This window comes from Polaromonas sp. (assembly GCF_030682935.1).
Lineage (GTDB): Bacteria > Pseudomonadota > Gammaproteobacteria > Burkholderiales > Burkholderiaceae_C > Polaromonas.
The window spans coordinates 1-14797 of the sequence record NZ_JAUXNA010000176.1 but is presented as its reverse complement, the minus strand read 5'-3'; the positions used below and the strand labels follow the sequence as shown (position 1 = coordinate 14797).

At 64.5% G+C, this 14797-nt stretch carries 14 protein-coding genes; 11 read left to right on the top strand and 3 right to left on the bottom strand.

Features of this window, described 5'->3' with window-relative positions:
* The 7 genes from Q8K05_RS08020 to dcd form a co-directional block, all read left to right on the top strand.
* The coding region (locus Q8K05_RS08020; protein WP_305246079.1) for an ATP-binding protein at positions 1-2066 on the top strand (2066 nt) is incomplete at its 5' end.
* A 2-nt stretch (positions 2067-2068) separates the two neighbouring features.
* On the top strand, positions 2069-2455 hold the full coding sequence (locus tag Q8K05_RS08015; RefSeq protein WP_305246077.1) for a response regulator: 387 nt from the start codon (positions 2069-2071) through the stop codon (positions 2453-2455).
* A 129-nt stretch (positions 2456-2584) separates the two neighbouring features.
* Positions 2585-3850 carry a YbfB/YjiJ family MFS transporter gene (locus tag Q8K05_RS08010; RefSeq protein WP_305246075.1) on the top strand — a complete coding sequence of 422 codons (1266 nt, stop codon included), beginning with the start codon at positions 2585-2587 and terminating at the stop codon, positions 3848-3850.
* 174 nt (positions 3851-4024) lie between these two features.
* Complete coding sequence (queE, locus tag Q8K05_RS08005) at positions 4025-4660, top strand: 7-carboxy-7-deazaguanine synthase (protein ID WP_305246073.1); 636 nt, start codon at positions 4025-4027, stop codon at positions 4658-4660.
* Positions 4657-5034 carry a 6-carboxytetrahydropterin synthase gene (locus Q8K05_RS08000; RefSeq protein ID WP_305246071.1) on the top strand — a complete coding sequence of 126 codons (378 nt, stop codon included), beginning with the start codon at positions 4657-4659 and terminating at the stop codon, positions 5032-5034. Before queE ends, Q8K05_RS08000 begins: the two co-directional genes overlap by 4 nt.
* A gap of 89 nt (positions 5035-5123) precedes the next feature.
* Positions 5124-6428, top strand: a complete 1305-nt coding sequence (gene guaD / locus Q8K05_RS07995; protein WP_305246067.1) for a guanine deaminase — start codon at positions 5124-5126, stop codon at positions 6426-6428.
* Positions 6429-6559: 131 nt separating this feature from the next.
* Positions 6560-7126, top strand: coding sequence for a dCTP deaminase (gene dcd / locus Q8K05_RS07990; protein WP_305246065.1), 567 nt, complete (start codon positions 6560-6562; stop codon positions 7124-7126).
* 28 nt (positions 7127-7154) lie between these two features.
* Here the strand turns inward: dcd and Q8K05_RS07985 are convergent, their stop codons facing one another.
* Together Q8K05_RS07985 and Q8K05_RS07980 are read right to left on the bottom strand one after the other, a co-directional pair.
* Positions 7155-8486, bottom strand: coding sequence for an ATP-binding protein (locus Q8K05_RS07985; RefSeq protein WP_305246063.1), 1332 nt, complete (start codon positions 8484-8486; stop codon positions 7155-7157).
* Entirely contained in the window at positions 8483-9151 is a 669-nt protein-coding gene (locus Q8K05_RS07980; RefSeq protein ID WP_305246061.1) for a response regulator, read from the bottom strand. The genes Q8K05_RS07985 and Q8K05_RS07980 overlap by 4 nt, the downstream gene beginning before the upstream one ends.
* Positions 9152-9257: 106 nt before the next feature.
* Here Q8K05_RS07980 and dsbD point away from each other — a divergent pair, with 106 nt between their 5' ends.
* From dsbD to Q8K05_RS07960, 4 genes are all read left to right on the top strand, one after another.
* Positions 9258-11054 carry a protein-disulfide reductase DsbD gene (dsbD, locus tag Q8K05_RS07975; RefSeq protein ID WP_305246059.1) on the top strand — a complete coding sequence of 599 codons (1797 nt, stop codon included), beginning with the start codon at positions 9258-9260 and terminating at the stop codon, positions 11052-11054.
* Positions 11055-11056: 2 nt separating this feature from the next.
* Positions 11057-11872, top strand: a complete 816-nt coding sequence (locus tag Q8K05_RS07970) for a TlpA disulfide reductase family protein (protein WP_305246057.1) — start codon at positions 11057-11059, stop codon at positions 11870-11872.
* A 29-nt stretch (positions 11873-11901) separates the two neighbouring features.
* A complete protein-coding gene (gene dsbG, locus Q8K05_RS07965) occupies positions 11902-12669 on the top strand; it encodes a thiol:disulfide interchange protein DsbG (protein WP_305246055.1) in 768 nt (255 codons plus the stop codon).
* A 179-nt stretch (positions 12670-12848) separates the two neighbouring features.
* Positions 12849-13550 carry a VIT family protein gene (locus Q8K05_RS07960; RefSeq protein ID WP_305246053.1) on the top strand — a complete coding sequence of 234 codons (702 nt, stop codon included), beginning with the start codon at positions 12849-12851 and terminating at the stop codon, positions 13548-13550.
* Positions 13551-13593: 43 nt separating this feature from the next.
* Here the strand turns inward: Q8K05_RS07960 and Q8K05_RS07955 are convergent, their stop codons facing one another.
* A complete protein-coding gene (locus Q8K05_RS07955; protein ID WP_370868801.1) occupies positions 13594-14403 on the bottom strand; it encodes a DUF2189 domain-containing protein in 810 nt (269 codons plus the stop codon).
* Positions 14404-14797 lie beyond the last annotated feature (394 nt).

Below are 14797 nucleotides of genomic sequence, written 5' to 3'. Positions count from 1 at the left end.
GCTACCTGGGGCGCTTTCTTGAGACCGGGCAGGCGAAAACACTCGGAAGCGGACGCGAGGTTGCGGGGAGGCGCAGCGACGGCGGGGTTTTTCCGATGGATCTGCGAATTTCGGAGTTTTTCCTGGGCGGGCGCCGCCAGTTCATTGGCAGTGTACGTGACATCACCGAGCGCAAACGCATTGCCGAGGCGCTGCGTGCCAGTGAATTGCAGATGCGCCAGATCACCGACACCGTACCGGCCCTGATGGCCTACCTGGATCGGGAACAACGATTCCGCTTTCATAACAAAGCCTACGAAGAAGTCTTTGGCCTGAGCTTTGAGCAGGTCAATGACCGCCCCCTCGCCGAAGTGCTTGGCCAGCCAGCCTACGGGGGTGTCCGGGACAAGGTCGAAGAAGTGCTGCGGGGTTACCCCGTACGCTACGAGCGCATGCAAATGACGGCGCAGGGCGACATCAGGAACTACGCCATGCACTATTTCCCGCGCTATGGCGAGGGCGCGGACGAAGGCAAGGTTATCGGGTTTTTCTCACTGGGCACCGACATCACCGAGCTCAAGCGCATTGACCGCATGAAAACCGAATTCATCTCCACGGTCAGCCACGAGTTGCGCACACCGCTGACCTCGATCCGTGGTTCGCTGGGGCTGATCGCTGGCGGTGTGGCCGGTGAGGTGCCCGAAGCTGTGAAGAACCTGGTGGGCATTGCCAAGAACAATTGCGAGCGCCTGATCCGGCTGATCAACGACATCCTGGACAGCGAAAAAATCGAGTCCGGAAAAATGAGCCTGGACCTGCAGGTCGTCGACATCAGACAGCTGGTCCAGCAGACGCTGGCCGCCATCGAGGGTTTCGCAGGCCAACACCGCGTGAAGGTGCGGTTGCAGGCGCCCGATGCGCCGCTGCAGGTGCGCATTGACAGCGACCGCCTGATCCAGGTGCTGACCAATCTGCTGTCCAATGCCGTGAAGTTTTCACCGCCTGAGCGTATGGTGGAGGTGAGGGTGTTGCGCGTGGCCCACCAGGTGCGGGTCGAAGTCGCGGACCATGGCCCCGGTATTCCGGAGGAATTTCGCGGCAGGATATTCCAGAAGTTTTCGCAAGCGGATTCTTCCGACACGCGGCAAAAAGGCGGGACCGGTCTCGGGCTCAACATTTCCAGAGCCCTCATCGAAAAGATGGGCGGCCAGATCGGCTTTAGCAGCGAGGCGGGTGTAGGCACCACCTTCTTCCTGGAGTTGCCCGAATGGCAGAACCCGGCGCCGCTGCTGCAGCCTGTCCGGACGCGGGCCGTATTCTCCCGGCCGCGCATCCTGGTTTGCGAGGGCGACCCGAACGTTGCCAGGCTCATCAGCATGATGCTGAAAAAAGCCGGTTTTGAGGCCGACATCGCGCATCACGCGACGCAAGCCCAAGCGTGCCTCGCGCGCAATAACTACGATGCCGTGACGGTGGACCTGAAGCTGCCCGGCCAATGCGGTGCAGCCTTCATCAGTGCGCTGCGCGGCGACGAAAGAACACACAATCTCCCTGTCGTGGTGATCTCGGCCATGGTGGAGGAAGGGCAGTTGCAGTTCAACCGCAAGCCGCTCGCGGTCTCGGGCTGGCTTGAAAAACCGATTGATGAAAACCTGCTGATCCTCAACGTGCGCCGGGCCGTGGCCGGCCTGGAGAGCGGCAAGCCGCGCATTTTGCATGTGGAAGATGATCCCGATGTCCAGTGCATCGTCGCCGCGATTGCCCAGGATTTTGCAGACTTCGAATTTGCGGCCACGTTGAACGAAGCCCGGGCCCGGCTGCGCGAGCAGCACTTTGACCTGGTGCTGCTGGACCTTGGACTGGGCGAGGACTCGGGCTGGGGCCTGTTTGAGGATATCGATGCACTCGATCCGCCGCCGCCGGTGATTGTGTTTTCGGCCGGCGACGTGGACCCGGCCAACGGCAAGCAGGCCGAAGCGGTCCTGGTCAAGGCCCGCACATCCAACACCGAACTGTTAAATACAATCCAGCGTGTCCTGCAGATTCCCGGAGACCCTGGTCCCACCCGTCCCCAACCCCTGAGTTAACCATGCCCCCACCCCTTTGCCGCATTCTTTATGTTGAAGACGAGCCTGACATCCGCGTCGTGGCGCAGATGGCCCTGCAAGCCGTGGGAGGGTTCGCCGTGATCGCCTGCGCCTCCGGCGAGGAAGCGCTGAGCGTCGCGCCTGACGCCCGGGCCGATCTGCTGCTGCTGGACGTCATGATGCCCGGCATGGACGGCCCCAGCACGCTCAAGGCCCTGCGCGAATTGCCTGCCACAGCTCACACGCCGGTGATCTTCATGACCGCCAAGGTGCAGGCCGCTGAAGTGGCGCTGTACAAGGGACTGGGTGCGCTGGAGGTGATTCCCAAGCCCTTTGACCCGATGGAGCTTTCCGCGCAGATTCAGCGCGTATGGGCGGCGCAAGCTTGAGGTTGGAGAGGTGAAGGCCGATCTGGCCAGCCACAAGCTGTGCCAGTTGCCTGGCGCCGGGCTGGTGACCATGGTCAACCCGGATGACCCGGCTGAATGAAACCTTCGAGACGTTTCAGTAAGGCATTGATGGCAAAAGACGCTCAAGCAGAAAAAGAAAAACAGACGCCCGCATCGGCGGGCCCTTGGCCCATCGCGCTGGCAGGGCTGGTGGCGCTGGCCGTGGCCATGGGCCTGGGCCGTTTTGCCTTCACGCCGATCTTGCCCATGATGCTCAACGACGGCGTGCTTGATTTGCCCGGCGCCAGCTGGCTGGCCAGCGCCAACTACCTGGGCTATATGCTGGGCGCCATTTTCTGCACGCTGCAGCCCTGGCTCTGGGCGCGGTTTCGCGGGCTGCCCTTGCTGGCCTATTCGTCGCTGGTGCGCGCCGGGTTGGTGGCCACGGGCGTGTTGACGGTGGCCATGGCGTGGCAATGGCCTGCCGCCTGGCCCGTGCTGCGTTTTGCCGCCGGCGTGACCAGCGCCGTGGTGTTTATCTTTACGTCGGGCTGGTGCCTGTCCCGGCTGGCCAGGCTGGGTGTGCCGGCGATGGGCGGCGTGATTTATGCCGGCCCCGGTGCGGGTATTGTGGTGAGCGGCCTGTTTGCCAGCGGCATGGTGGCCTGGCACTGGACGGCAGCCACCGGCTGGATGATTTTCGGGGTGCTGGCGTTTGTGCTGACGGCCGCCGTGTGGCGCACCCTGCGGGGCGGCGAGGAGCGGCTGGCCGCACTGGGCGCGCCGCTTGGCAGCGCTGCCCGTACCGCGCCAACGCCGCACGGTCACGCCGAAATGGCGCTGTTAACCCTGGCGTACGGATTGGCCGGTTTCGGCTACATCATCACCGCCACCTTCTTGCCGGTGATTGCCCGCGCCGCGCTGCCCGGCTCGGCGTGGCTGGACCTGTTCTGGCCTATTTTCGGCCTGGGTGTGATGGCCGGCGCGCTGCTGGCCACGCGGCTCAGGCCTGGCCGCGATTTTCGACTTTTGCTGGCCATCAGCTATGGGGTGCAGGCGCTCGGCATTGCGGCCAGCCTCTGGCGCCCCAGCCTGGCCGGGTTTGCGGTGGGCAGCCTGCTGCTGGGCCTGCCGTTCACGGCGATCACCTTTTTTGCCATGCAGGAAGTCCGCCGCCTGCGACCCCACACGGCCGCCAGCTTCATGGGCCTGCTCACCGCCACCTACGGCGTGGGGCAGATATTGGGTCCGCCGCTGGTGGCCTTGCTGCTCAGGCATACCGGCAGTGCCAACGAAGGATTTACGCTGTCGCTGGAAATCGCCGCCACCGGGCTTTTGCTGGGTGCCGCCCTGTATGGCTGGCTGGTCAGGGCCTATCCGGTCGTGAACCGTTAAAATAAGCGTTCACCCGCGTGCTGTCTCGGCGTGTGGGTGTTTTTGCTATTCCGGGGCCATGTAGAGGACCACCATGTATAAAAACCTCGTGACCGCTGTCGTTCCGACACTCGTGGTCGCCTGTTTTATCTCTTCCACTTTTTCTTTGCCGCTTCGCTTCACCGGGAGCGCCGCATGAGTTACCAGGTCAAAGAGATTTTTTACACCCTGCAGGGCGAGGGCAGCCATGCAGGCCGACCGGCCGTTTTTTGCCGCTTTGCCGGCTGCAACCTCTGGTCCGGCCGCGAGCAGGACCGCGCCACCGCCGTCTGCCGGTTTTGCGACACCGACTTTGTCGGCACCGATGGCACGCTGGGCGGCAAGTTCGCCGATGCCGACGCGCTGGCGTGCCAGATCGAAGCCCAGTGGCCTGCCAGCGACCGCGCGCATCGCTTTGTGGTGATGACCGGCGGCGAGCCGCTGCTGCAGGTGGACAGCGCGCTGATTGCGACGCTGCACGCGCGCGGCTTCAAAATTGCGGTCGAAACCAATGGCACGATTGCCGCGCCCGAAGGCATCGACTGGATCTGCGTCAGCCCCAAGGCCGGCGCGCCCTGGGTGCAACGCGAGGGTCATGAACTCAAGGTGGTGTGGCCCCAGCCGGCGTTTGATCTGGCCGAACTGGAGGCGGCCCGCTTCACGCAGCGTTACCTGCAGCCCATGGACAATCCCGAGCGGCTGCGCAACACCGAAGCCTGCATCGCGCTTTGCCTGGCGCGGCCGGCCTGGCGGCTCAGCCTGCAAACCCACAAAATCACAGGCATCCGATGAACCGCATTCCCACGACCTGCGAGATCAGCCAGACCTTCTTTTTTGATGCCGCGCACACGCTGGACCGCGCCATTGAAACCGAAAGCAGCAAGCGCGTGCACGGCCACACCTACAACGCCGAGGTGTTTCTGACCGGCGAGCCCGATCCGCGCACCGGCATGGTGATCGACCTTGGGCTGGTGCGCCGCGAAGTGGCGCTGCTGCGTGAGCAGCTCGACCACCGTTTGCTTGACGAGGTGGAGGGTCTGGGCCCGCCAACGCTTGAAAACCTGTGCCAGTTCATTTTTCGCGCGCTGCAGCCGCGCCTGCCGGCGCTTTCTTCGGTGCGGGTTTGGCGCGCGTCCATTGGCGATGCGTGCCGGCTGAGCCGGTAAGGGCCCGGCGATGGCGCCGGGATGTGGCCGATAAGCCTTATTCGGCTTTTGCCAGGGCAGGGCGGCGGGCCTGAGGTAATCTTCCCGCAATGAAAGCCTATCGCGCCTCCGTTCTTTACTTCGTCAATCCCGCGCAGGCGGTTTTTGAGTCCGACGGTCTGCTGGTGGTCGGCCCCAGCGCCCGGGGCCTGCAGGTGGTGCAGGCCGTCGGCAGCTACGCCGCGCTGGCGCCGCGCTTTGCCGATGTGCCCACCGCGCATTTTCCGGGCCGCATCATCGCGCCCGGCTTTGTCGACATGCACCTCCATTACCCGCAGATTGACGTGATCGGCTCCCCCGCCGAAGGGCTGCTGCCGTGGCTGGAAAACTACACCTTTCCGCATGAAAAACGGTTTTCATCGCCCGAATACAGTGCCCAGGCAGCTGCGTTTTTCATAGCGGAGTTGCTGCGCAACGGCGTCACCACGGCGCTGACTTTTGCTACCTCGCATCCCGCCTCCGTCCATGCCCTGTTTGCCGAGGCGCAGCGGCACAGCCTGCGCCTGATCACCGGCAAGGTGCTGATGGACCAGCATTCGCCCGACGGCGTGCGCGATGAAACCGTGCAAAGCCTGATCGACACCGAAGCGCTGATCCAGCGCTGGCACGGCGTGGACCGGCTGGGCTACGCCATCACGCCGCGCTTTGTGCCCAACTGCAGCGCCGCCCAGCTGCACGGCGCGGGCGAGCTGGCGGCCCGCTACCCCGACGTGTGGATTCAGTCGCATGTCGCCGAAAACAAGGACGAAGTGGTCTGGGTGCGCCAGCTCTACCCCAAGGCGCGCAGCTACCTGAGCGTGTACGAACAATTCGGCCTGCTGCGCCCGCGCGCCGTCTATGCGCACTGCATTCATCTGGACGACGAAGACCGCGCGCTGCTGCGCGCTACCTGCGCCGCCGCCGCCGTGAGCCCGACCAGCAACCTGTTTCTGGGCAGCGGATTTTTTGACTATGTCGGGGCAGACCGCGCAGGCTTTCAGTACGGACTGGCCAGCGACGTGGGCGGCGGCACCTCGTTCAGCCCGTTTCACACCATGCTGGCCGCCTACTGCGTGGGACGGGAAGGGCAGACCAAGGCCGGCGTATCCTTGGGCCCGCAACACCTGTGGTGGCAGCACACCGCCGGCGCGGCCCGGTCGCTGGGTTTGGAGGGCGTGGTGGGCAACCTGCTGCCCGGTTGTGAAGCCGACTTTGTCGTGCTGAACCCCCAAGCCACGCCGCTGCTGGCCCGAAAAACCGCGCAGGCGGGCAGCCTCGACGAGCTGCTGTTTGCGCTGATTGTGCTCGGTGATGACCGCGTGATTGAGCAAACCGTGATTTCGCAGGCCGGCAACGTGGCTGGAGTGACGGTCTGAAATTATGAGTCAAATTGGCATCTTGCCTAATAGCTACGGGCGCAAGAAGCTATTTATTTAATAGCAATTCTTTGCTTTCTTGGTACAGGTCTGCCTGCCTACAATCACAGTCAACCCAAGGAGCCTCCCAGATGACCATCAAAAGCGACAAATGGATACGCCACATGGCGGAAACGACCGGCATGATCGAGCCTTTCGAGCCCGGCCAGATCCGTGAGCGGGACGGCCACAAGATCATCAGCTACGGCACCTCCAGCTACGGCTACGACATCCGCTGCGCGCCTGAATTCAAGGTTTTCACCAACATCCACAGCACCGTGGTGGACCCGAAAAACTTTGACGAAAAAAGCTTTGTCGATTTTCAGGGCGACAGCTGCATCATCCCGCCCAACAGCTTTGCGCTGGCCCGCACGCTCGAATACTTCCGTATTCCGCGCAACGTGCTGACCATTTGCCTGGGCAAAAGCACCTATGCGCGCTGCGGCATCATCGTCAACGTCACGCCGTTCGAGCCCGAATGGGAAGGCTATGTGACACTGGAGTTTTCCAATACCACGCCCTTGCCCGCCAAGATTTACGCGGGCGAAGGCTGCGCGCAGGTGCTGTTTTTTGAGAGCGATGAGGTCTGCGAGGTCAGCTACAAGGACCGCGGCGGCAAGTACCAGGGGCAAGTCGGGGTGACACTGCCCAAGGCCTGATCCAGTCTTGAAGCCAGCTTTGCCGGATTCAGCCCGCCGGCTTCATTCTCGGGAGCGTCAATTTCGCCTCCAGCCCGCCGCCAGGGCGCGGCGCCAGTTCGAGCGCGCCGCCGAAGCGCTCGGTGATGGCGGCCACGATGGAGAGTCCCAGCCCACTGCCCCGACCTGAGCCGCGCCGCCAGAAGCGCTGCGTCACCAGCGCCAGCTCCGCGGTGCTGAGTCCCGGCCCGCGGTCGCATACGCGGAAACAGAGGGTGTCATTGGAGGCCTGCAGTTCCAGCCTGACGCTGTGGTCTGCCGGGGAATGGCGCAGGGCGTTGTCAAGCAGGTTGCGCAGCGCGGTGACGGCCAGCGCCTGGGGCAGCGCCAGCTCGGTCTGGCTGCCGTCACTTTCCAGCACAATGCGCCCGGACGCATCGGGCGCCGCATCGCGCATCGCCAGGTGGGCCACGTCGTCGGCCTGGGCGATGCGCCCGTCATTCCATGAAAATGGCCCTTCCACTTGCGACAGCGTCAGCAGTTGCGTCAGCGTGTGCTGAAGCCGCGCCACCGCCTCTTCGGCGTAGTCCAGCGACGCTTCGGCCTCCTGGCCGTGGGTGATGCGCGCGACCTGCAGGTGGATCTTGATCGCGGTCAGCGGTGTGCGCAATTCATGGGCGGCATCGCTGGTAAAGCGACGCTCGCGGCGGATGGTCGTGCTTGTTCGCTCCAGCAGCTGATTCAGGCTATGGACCAGTGGCAGCAAGTCGCGTGACATGGGGGCCTCGGGAATCGGCGTCAGTGCATCTGGCGCCCGGCTGGCCAGCGCCTGCCGCAGGCGTTCGAGCGGCAACAAGCCGCTTTTCACGCCCAGCCACAGCACCAGCAGGCTGCCGATCAGCGCGACGACAAAGGGCAGGGCGGTGGCCACCAGTACATCGCGCTGCAGCATGTTTCGCTCAGCCATGCGGTCGGCGGTGGTGACGCGCAGGCCGTGCGTTTCAACGGTGTAGCTGCGCCAGCGTTCGCCGTTGATTTCAGCGTCGGCAAAACCGGGCGCTGCCGCCGCAATGACCTCGGACGTTGTGCCCGGGGTGCTTGCAAGCACCTCGCCGTGCAAAGAACTGACCTGGCAGGTCAGTCCTTTTTCTGCCGCAGGCAGGGTCAGGGTGGACAGGCCCGCTTTCCCGGTGCTGCCGTCCCACGCCGCAGGGTTTTGCGACATCAGCCCGGCCACCATTTTGGCCGACATTGCCAGGCGCTGGTCCAGTGTGCGACGCATTTCCTGGTCCAGATCACGCAGCATCCAGAGCGCCACGCCGCCCCACAGCAGACTCAGCGACACGCCTATCATCAGCAGCAAACGCAGTCGCAGGCTCATACGTTCACCATGTTGAAACGGTAGCCCACGCCGCGCACGGTCTCGATGATGTCGGCGCCCAGCTTGCGCCGCAGGTGGTGGATATGCACATTGAGGGCATTGCTTTCAATCTCCTCGCTGAAATCGTAGAGGCTGTCTTTGAGCTGGTCGGCGCTCAGGATGCGCCCGCGCGCATGCAGCAGTGCAGCCAGCAGCGCCAATTCGCGCCGGGACAAGACCACTGCCCGTTCATGCAGAAAGACTTCCCCGCTCGCCGGATTCAGCCGCAAGGGGCCATGCGCAATCACATCGACGCTACGCCCGGCCGCGCGGCGCAGCAGGGCGTGCAGCCTGGCGGCCAGTTCGCCGAGGTCAAAGGGCTTGAGCAGGTAGTCGTCGGCACCGGCACGCAGCCCGGCAATGCGGTCTTCCACGGCGTCCCGCGCGGTCAGGATCAACACCGGCAGCGTCATGCCGCCCGCCCGCAGGCGATGCAGCAGGCGCATGCCATCCTCGTCGGGCAGCCCAAGATCGAGGATCACCACATCGCAATGAACGGCCGACAGCGTGGCCTCGGCCTGCGCCGCGGTCGCCACACTGTCGGCCGTCAGGCCGTGTGCCCGCAAGCCGGCCAGGATGCCGTGGGTAATCAGGTCGTCGTCTTCAATCAGCAGAACTCGCGTCATCTATTCTCCATGGCGCAAAGCAGGTACGCCGCCGGTTTTCTTGTTGTTAACGCCGCCTTAATCCGGCTATGCCAAGCTAGGAGCTTATCTTGCTTTGGAGTTATTCATGGTGCGTTGGTTCTGGTCGATGGTGGTGCTCAGCTTGCTGTGGGTACTGCCGGCCCATGCCCAGGAAGGCAATCAGGAGTTTTTGCCGGCGGATCAAGCGTTTCGCTTGACCGTCACCAGGGCAGACGACGGCCTGCTGCGGCTGAACTGGAAGATCAGCGAGGGCTACTACCTGTACCGCAAGCAGATCAGGATCGAAGGCGACCCGCCCGGCAGCGTGCAACAGGTGACGCTGCCTGCCGGCACACTCAAGACCGATGAGTTCTTCGGCGAAACCGAGGTCTACCACGACAGCCTGACGGTGCTGGTCAAGGCGCCCGACGCCCAGGCCCTGAAGATTGTCTGGCAAGGCTGCGCCGATGCGGGCCTGTGCTACCCGCCGCAAACTTTGCAGGTGAAGCTGGCCGATATCGCCGCAGCGCCCACGGCCGATGCGGGCGCGTTGGCTGTGGATGCGAAGCAGGCCGCCCCCGGCGCACTCGGCGAAGATCAGGATCTGGCCGAGCGCCTGTCGCGCGCCCATCCGGGCTGGATGCTGCTGGTGTTCTTCGGGCTGGGGCTGCTGATGACCTTCACCCCCTGCGTGCTGCCCATGGTGCCGATTCTCTCGAGCCTGATCGCGGGCAGCGGGGCGGGCCCCAGGCGCGGTTTTGTGCTCTCGCTGGCCTTCGTGCTGCCGATGGCGCTGACCTACGCGGTGCTGGGCGCTGGCGCCGCGCTGGCCGGTGCCAATCTGCAGGCGATGCTGCAAAACCCCTGGGTGCTCGGCGCCTTCGGCCTGATGTTTGTCGTGCTGGCGCTGGCCATGTTCGGCTTGTACGAGTTGCAATTGCCCGCCGTGCTGCGCAACCGCCTGAACAGCGCCAGCCAGGGCCAGCGCGGCGGCACCGTGGCGGGGGCTGCTGCGATGGGCGTCCTGTCGGCGCTGCTGGTGGGCCCCTGCATGACCGCACCGCTGGCCGGCGCGCTGCTCTATATCGGCAATACCGGTGATGTGCTGACCGGCGGCCTGGCGCTCTTGTTCATGGGGCTGGGCATGGGCGTGCCGTTGCTGGTGGTGGGCACGCTGGGCGCACGGTTGCTGCCGCGTCCCGGTTGCTGGATGAACCGGGTCAAGGTGCTGTTTGGTTTTGTCCTGCTCGGCACCGCCATCGTGTTCGTGGCGCGGGTGCTGCCGCCCGCCTTGACGCTGGGCCTGTGGGGCGCCTGGTTGCTGGCCGTCGCCCTCAGCCTGCTGGCATTGGCCAAAAAGGTGGATGCCGGTGCCGGGCGTTTGATCTCGCACTATGGGGCGTTGCTGCTGGGCCTGTGGGGCGGGGCCATGGTGATGGGGGCGGCCGGTGGCGCACAGAACCCCTTGCAGCCACTGGTCTTCGTGGCGGGAGGCGCTGCGCCCGCTCAGGCGGCTGGAGCGAACGATGCCATGGCCCGCTTCCAGCCGGTCAAGACGCAGCAGGCACTCCAGGCACGTGTTGCCGAGGCCGGGCAGCGCGGCCAGTGGACGCTGGTGGATTTTTACGCCGACTGGTGCGTGTCGTGCAAAGTGATCGAGCACGAGGTGTTTGCCGACCCGCGGGTGCAGCGCGCGTTGGCCGACATGCAGTTGCTGCGTCCGGATGTCAGCGCCCAAAATGCGGATGACCGCGCGCTGATGAGCGCCCACCAAATTTTGGGGCCACCGACCCTGCTGCTGATTGGCCCGGACGGCCAGGAGCGCCGGGCCGAGCGCGTCATCGGTGAACTCAGTGCCAACGAATTCCTTGCACGCTTGCTGCGTGCAAGGCAGGGAGCTTAATCATGCTGACAGTCAATTTAGGGCCTCTCGCGGTGCCGGTCAGCCAGCTGCTGCTGATGGTGGCGCTGCTGGCTGCGCTGGCGGTCGGCCACCTGGTCGGGCGTCGTCAGCAAACGGGCGGCATAGGCCATAGCCTGTCCGACATGCTGCTCGTCGGGCTACTGGTGGCACGCATCGCCTTCGTCGTGATCTGGTTCGACACCTACCGCCACGCGCCGTGGTCCATGCTCGATATCCGTGACGGCGGTTTCACGCCCTGGGCCGGGGTTGCAGCGGCCTTGCTGGTCGCAATCTGGCAGGGCTGGCGCCGTGCGTCACTGCGCAAACCGCTGGTGCTGGGGCTCGCGGCCGGGGCGCTGGTCTGGGGCGCCATGTTTGGTGCGCTGCGCATGATGGAAGAGGAAAAACCCGCGCTGCCCACGGTGCAGTTGACGACGCTTGCCGGCTTGCCGGTAGACCTGGCGGGCCTGGCTGCCGGCAAGCCGCTGGTGGTCAATTTGTGGGCCAGCTGGTGTCCGCCCTGCCGCCGCGAAATGCCGGTGCTCGCCGCCGCCCAGCAACAGGAAACCGGCGTGGTCTTTGTCTTTGCCAACCAGGGCGAAGACGGTGCGACAGCCCTGCGCTACCTTTCCGCCAGTCAGCTGGCGCTTGCCAATGTGCTGCTCGACCCGGACACCGCGCTCGGCAAGGTAGTTGGCTCGACAGCATTGCCGACCACGCTGTTCTACGACGCGCGCGGACGGCTGGTCAATACCCATTTGGGCGAGCTGTCGGCCGCCTCGCTGGCCAGTAAATTGCAGCAACTGCGCACGCCTTAAAAAGTTATCAACCTCACCGGAAACTACGCATGATCAAGAAATCACGACTTTTATTGGCCATTGTTCTGGCCTCGCCCGGCATCGTTCTGGCTCAGGCGGCGAAGAACTGGCCGGCCCCCATCAAGGCGCTTGAAGCGCAGGGCGTCGAGGTAATGGGGACGTTTGATGCGCCCGGCGGGCTGAAGGGCTATGCCGCCATGGCCCAGCAGCGGCCGCTGGCCATCTACCTGACCGCCGACGGCAAGCAGGCTATCGTCGGCACCATGGTCGACGCCAAAGGGGACAGCCTGAGCCAGGAACCCCTGGACCGGCTGGTCAGCAAACCCATGACCCTCAAAACCTGGAATCAGCTTGAAAAGAGCAGCTGGATTGCCGATGGCAGCAAGAATGCGCCGCGTGTCATCTACACCTTCACCGACCCCAACTGCCCCTACTGCAACAAGTTCTGGAATGACGCACAACCCTGGGTCAAGGCCGGCAAGGTGCAGGTGCGCCATGTCCTGGTCGGCATTCTCATGGACAGCAGCGCGGGCAAGGCGGCGGCCCTGCTCTCTGCCGCGGATCCGCAAGCCGCGCTGGCGCAGCACGAACAGCAACACGCCAGCGGTGGCGTCAAACCCCTGGAGCAGATTTCGGTCAAAGTGCGCGCCCAGCTCGACGCCAATGAGGCCTTGATGCAGCAACTCGGTTCTTCAGCGACGCCCACCACCTTCTACAAGGATGCCAGTGGCAAGTTGCAGATGGTCCAAGGGGCGCCTTCGGCAGAAATGCTGCTTAAGGTACTTGGCCCGCGCTGAGCCTGAAGCAGACGGACCCGTGAATTTACTGGGCCGCCGTGTGCAAAAAATTGCTGCGCCTTGGGCCTTCTTCTGACGCCAGCACCCACTATCATGGGCGTTGTCTCGCCCTTTGCACACGGTTGACGGGCGTCTGTGCGGCGGCCGAGCTACAGACCCGCCTGTAAAGGCTGCTGCCCATGAAATTCTCAAGCCGCCACACTGAACGTCACCGTACGGACCGCACCGGCTGGTTGCGCGCCGCTGTGCTCGGTGCCAACGACGGCATTGTCTCCACCGCCAGCCTGGTGGTCGGCGTCGCGGCGGCCCATTCAAGCCAGGGGAGCATTCTGGTGGCGGGCGTTGCCGGCCTGGTGGCGGGTGCGATGTCGATGGCGGCGGGTGAATACGTCTCCGTTCATTCGCAGGCCGATACCGAGCAAGCCGACCTGTCGCGCGAGCGCGCCGAGCTGGAGCTCGATCCCGTCGCCGAACACCGTGAACTGACCGCGATCTATGTCGCGCGCGGGCTGGAGGCGGACTTGGCGCAGCAGGTCGCCGAACAACTGATGGCGCATGACGCCCTCGGTGCCCATGCGCGCGACGAACTCGGCATCTCCGAAACACGCAGTGCACGGCCGGTGCAGGCCGCATTGGCGTCGGCCGCGAGCTTTGCGGTCGGCGCCGTGCTGCCGCTGGCCGTCACCGCGCTGGCGCCAGCGCAGGCGCTGATTCCCTGGGTCTCGGGCACCTCGCTCGTCTTTCTGGCCCTGCTGGGCGCCGTTTCGGCCCATGCCGGCGGCGCAGGCATGCTGGCGGGCGCATGGCGCGTCACCTTCTGGGGCGCACTCGCCATGGCGATCACTGCAGGTGTCGGGGCGCTCTTCGGCGCGGTGGTTTAAGCCGGGAAACGATCCAGTGGATCAAGTCGGTTGTGGCTGGCTTTCAGGCCGTGCCTGCGCCGGTATCCGAGCCAGCGTCCTGCCACCGCACCGCACCACGGTAAGCATGCCAGCTCGCATGCCCCAGCAGCGGGCCGACCAGGATCAGCCCCAGGCCCCATGGCAGCAGCGCTACGGTCACCAGCGACGTAATCAGCACGCCCCACAGCAGCATCACGCCCGGGTTGGAAAACACCACGCGAATACTGGTGATGGCGGCCCAGACGGCGTCGGTGTCGCGGTCCAGAATCATCGGAATGGACACCACGGCCGTGGAAAAAACCAGCGTGGCAAACAGCCCGCCCACGACCAGGTAAATCACCAGAAATTCCCAGTTGTTGGGGTTGAACACCGCCTTGATCACCCCCGTGGTGGACGGCATGCCGGTGTTGAAGAACACCGCAAACACCACCAGCGAGGCGCGGCCCCACAGCAGTTCGAGCACGACCAGCACCAGCACCAGCATGCCCATGCTGCGGATGTGCGCGTCCCAGCAGGTCAGCGAGGCGCCAAGCTCGGGCACGAGGCCCCGTTCACGGCGGCGGCTGACTTCATACAGGCCCATGGCCAGAAAAGGCCCCACCAGCAGGCACCCGGAGGCTATCGAGAGTGTGTATTCGGGCTTGGCGCGAAACACCGCACCCAGCGTGATGGCCATGGCCCAGAAGCACAGGCCGTAAAACAGGCCAATGCCCGGGTGGGCCCGCAGGTCGCGCCAGCCGGCTGCCAGCCAGCGAAAAGGATCGCCGGCCCCCAGCGGAATCATCAGTGCCTGGGGGCCTGTGGGGGGCGGGGGCACATAAGGCGTGGCCATGACAGGAAGTGCGTCTACGGTCTGCTCGGCAGAGGCCGGTGCCGGGCTGGAATCTGCAGGAGGAGGGGGCGGCGTCATGAGTCTTGACCTGAAGAGAACGGGTAGAACGGGTAGAGCTGGCAAAGGAAAGCGGCAAAGCGCCGCGATCCGTCAGGCTAACCAGCACCCCCTGCGTTGTCCATTCAGGTATACCCCTGCAACCGCAGGGGAATGGGACTCACGCCGCGCTGTATTCGGTCTTGCCCTGGTGCTGGTGCTGGTGATGGCTGCGTGACTTGATGCGTTGGGTTTGCATGTGTTCGCGGTCGGTCTGAATTATTGGTCGCTTGCTGACTTGTCGGGGTTGGGCTGGCCGGGAGTCGCCCGGCATGCGACTCACTTTCTTTGCTTCGCC

Coding starts and splice junctions, on each gene's coding strand:
- dsbG (WP_305246055.1), top strand. CDS start 11,902: ATGATCAAGAAATCACGACTTTTATTGGCCATTGTTCTGGCCTCGCCC.
- Q8K05_RS07980 (WP_305246061.1), bottom strand. CDS start 9,151: ATGACGCGAGTTCTGCTGATTGAAGACGACGACCTGATTACCCACGGC.
- queE (WP_305246073.1), top strand. CDS start 4,025: ATGAGTTACCAGGTCAAAGAGATTTTTTACACCCTGCAGGGCGAGGGC.
- Q8K05_RS08010 (WP_305246075.1), top strand. CDS start 2,585: ATGGCAAAAGACGCTCAAGCAGAAAAAGAAAAACAGACGCCCGCATCG.
- Q8K05_RS07985 (WP_305246063.1), bottom strand. CDS start 8,486: ATGAGCCTGCGACTGCGTTTGCTGCTGATGATAGGCGTGTCGCTGAGT.
- Q8K05_RS08015 (WP_305246077.1), top strand. CDS start 2,069: ATGCCCCCACCCCTTTGCCGCATTCTTTATGTTGAAGACGAGCCTGAC.
- Q8K05_RS07970 (WP_305246057.1), top strand. CDS start 11,057: ATGCTGACAGTCAATTTAGGGCCTCTCGCGGTGCCGGTCAGCCAGCTG.
- guaD (WP_305246067.1), top strand. CDS start 5,124: ATGAAAGCCTATCGCGCCTCCGTTCTTTACTTCGTCAATCCCGCGCAG.
- Q8K05_RS07960 (WP_305246053.1), top strand. CDS start 12,849: ATGAAATTCTCAAGCCGCCACACTGAACGTCACCGTACGGACCGCACC.
- Q8K05_RS07955 (WP_370868801.1), bottom strand. CDS start 14,403: ATGGCCACGCCTTATGTGCCCCCGCCCCCCACAGGCCCCCAGGCACTG.
- dcd (WP_305246065.1), top strand. CDS start 6,560: ATGACCATCAAAAGCGACAAATGGATACGCCACATGGCGGAAACGACC.
- Q8K05_RS08000 (WP_305246071.1), top strand. CDS start 4,657: ATGAACCGCATTCCCACGACCTGCGAGATCAGCCAGACCTTCTTTTTT.
- dsbD (WP_305246059.1), top strand. CDS start 9,258: ATGGTGCGTTGGTTCTGGTCGATGGTGGTGCTCAGCTTGCTGTGGGTA.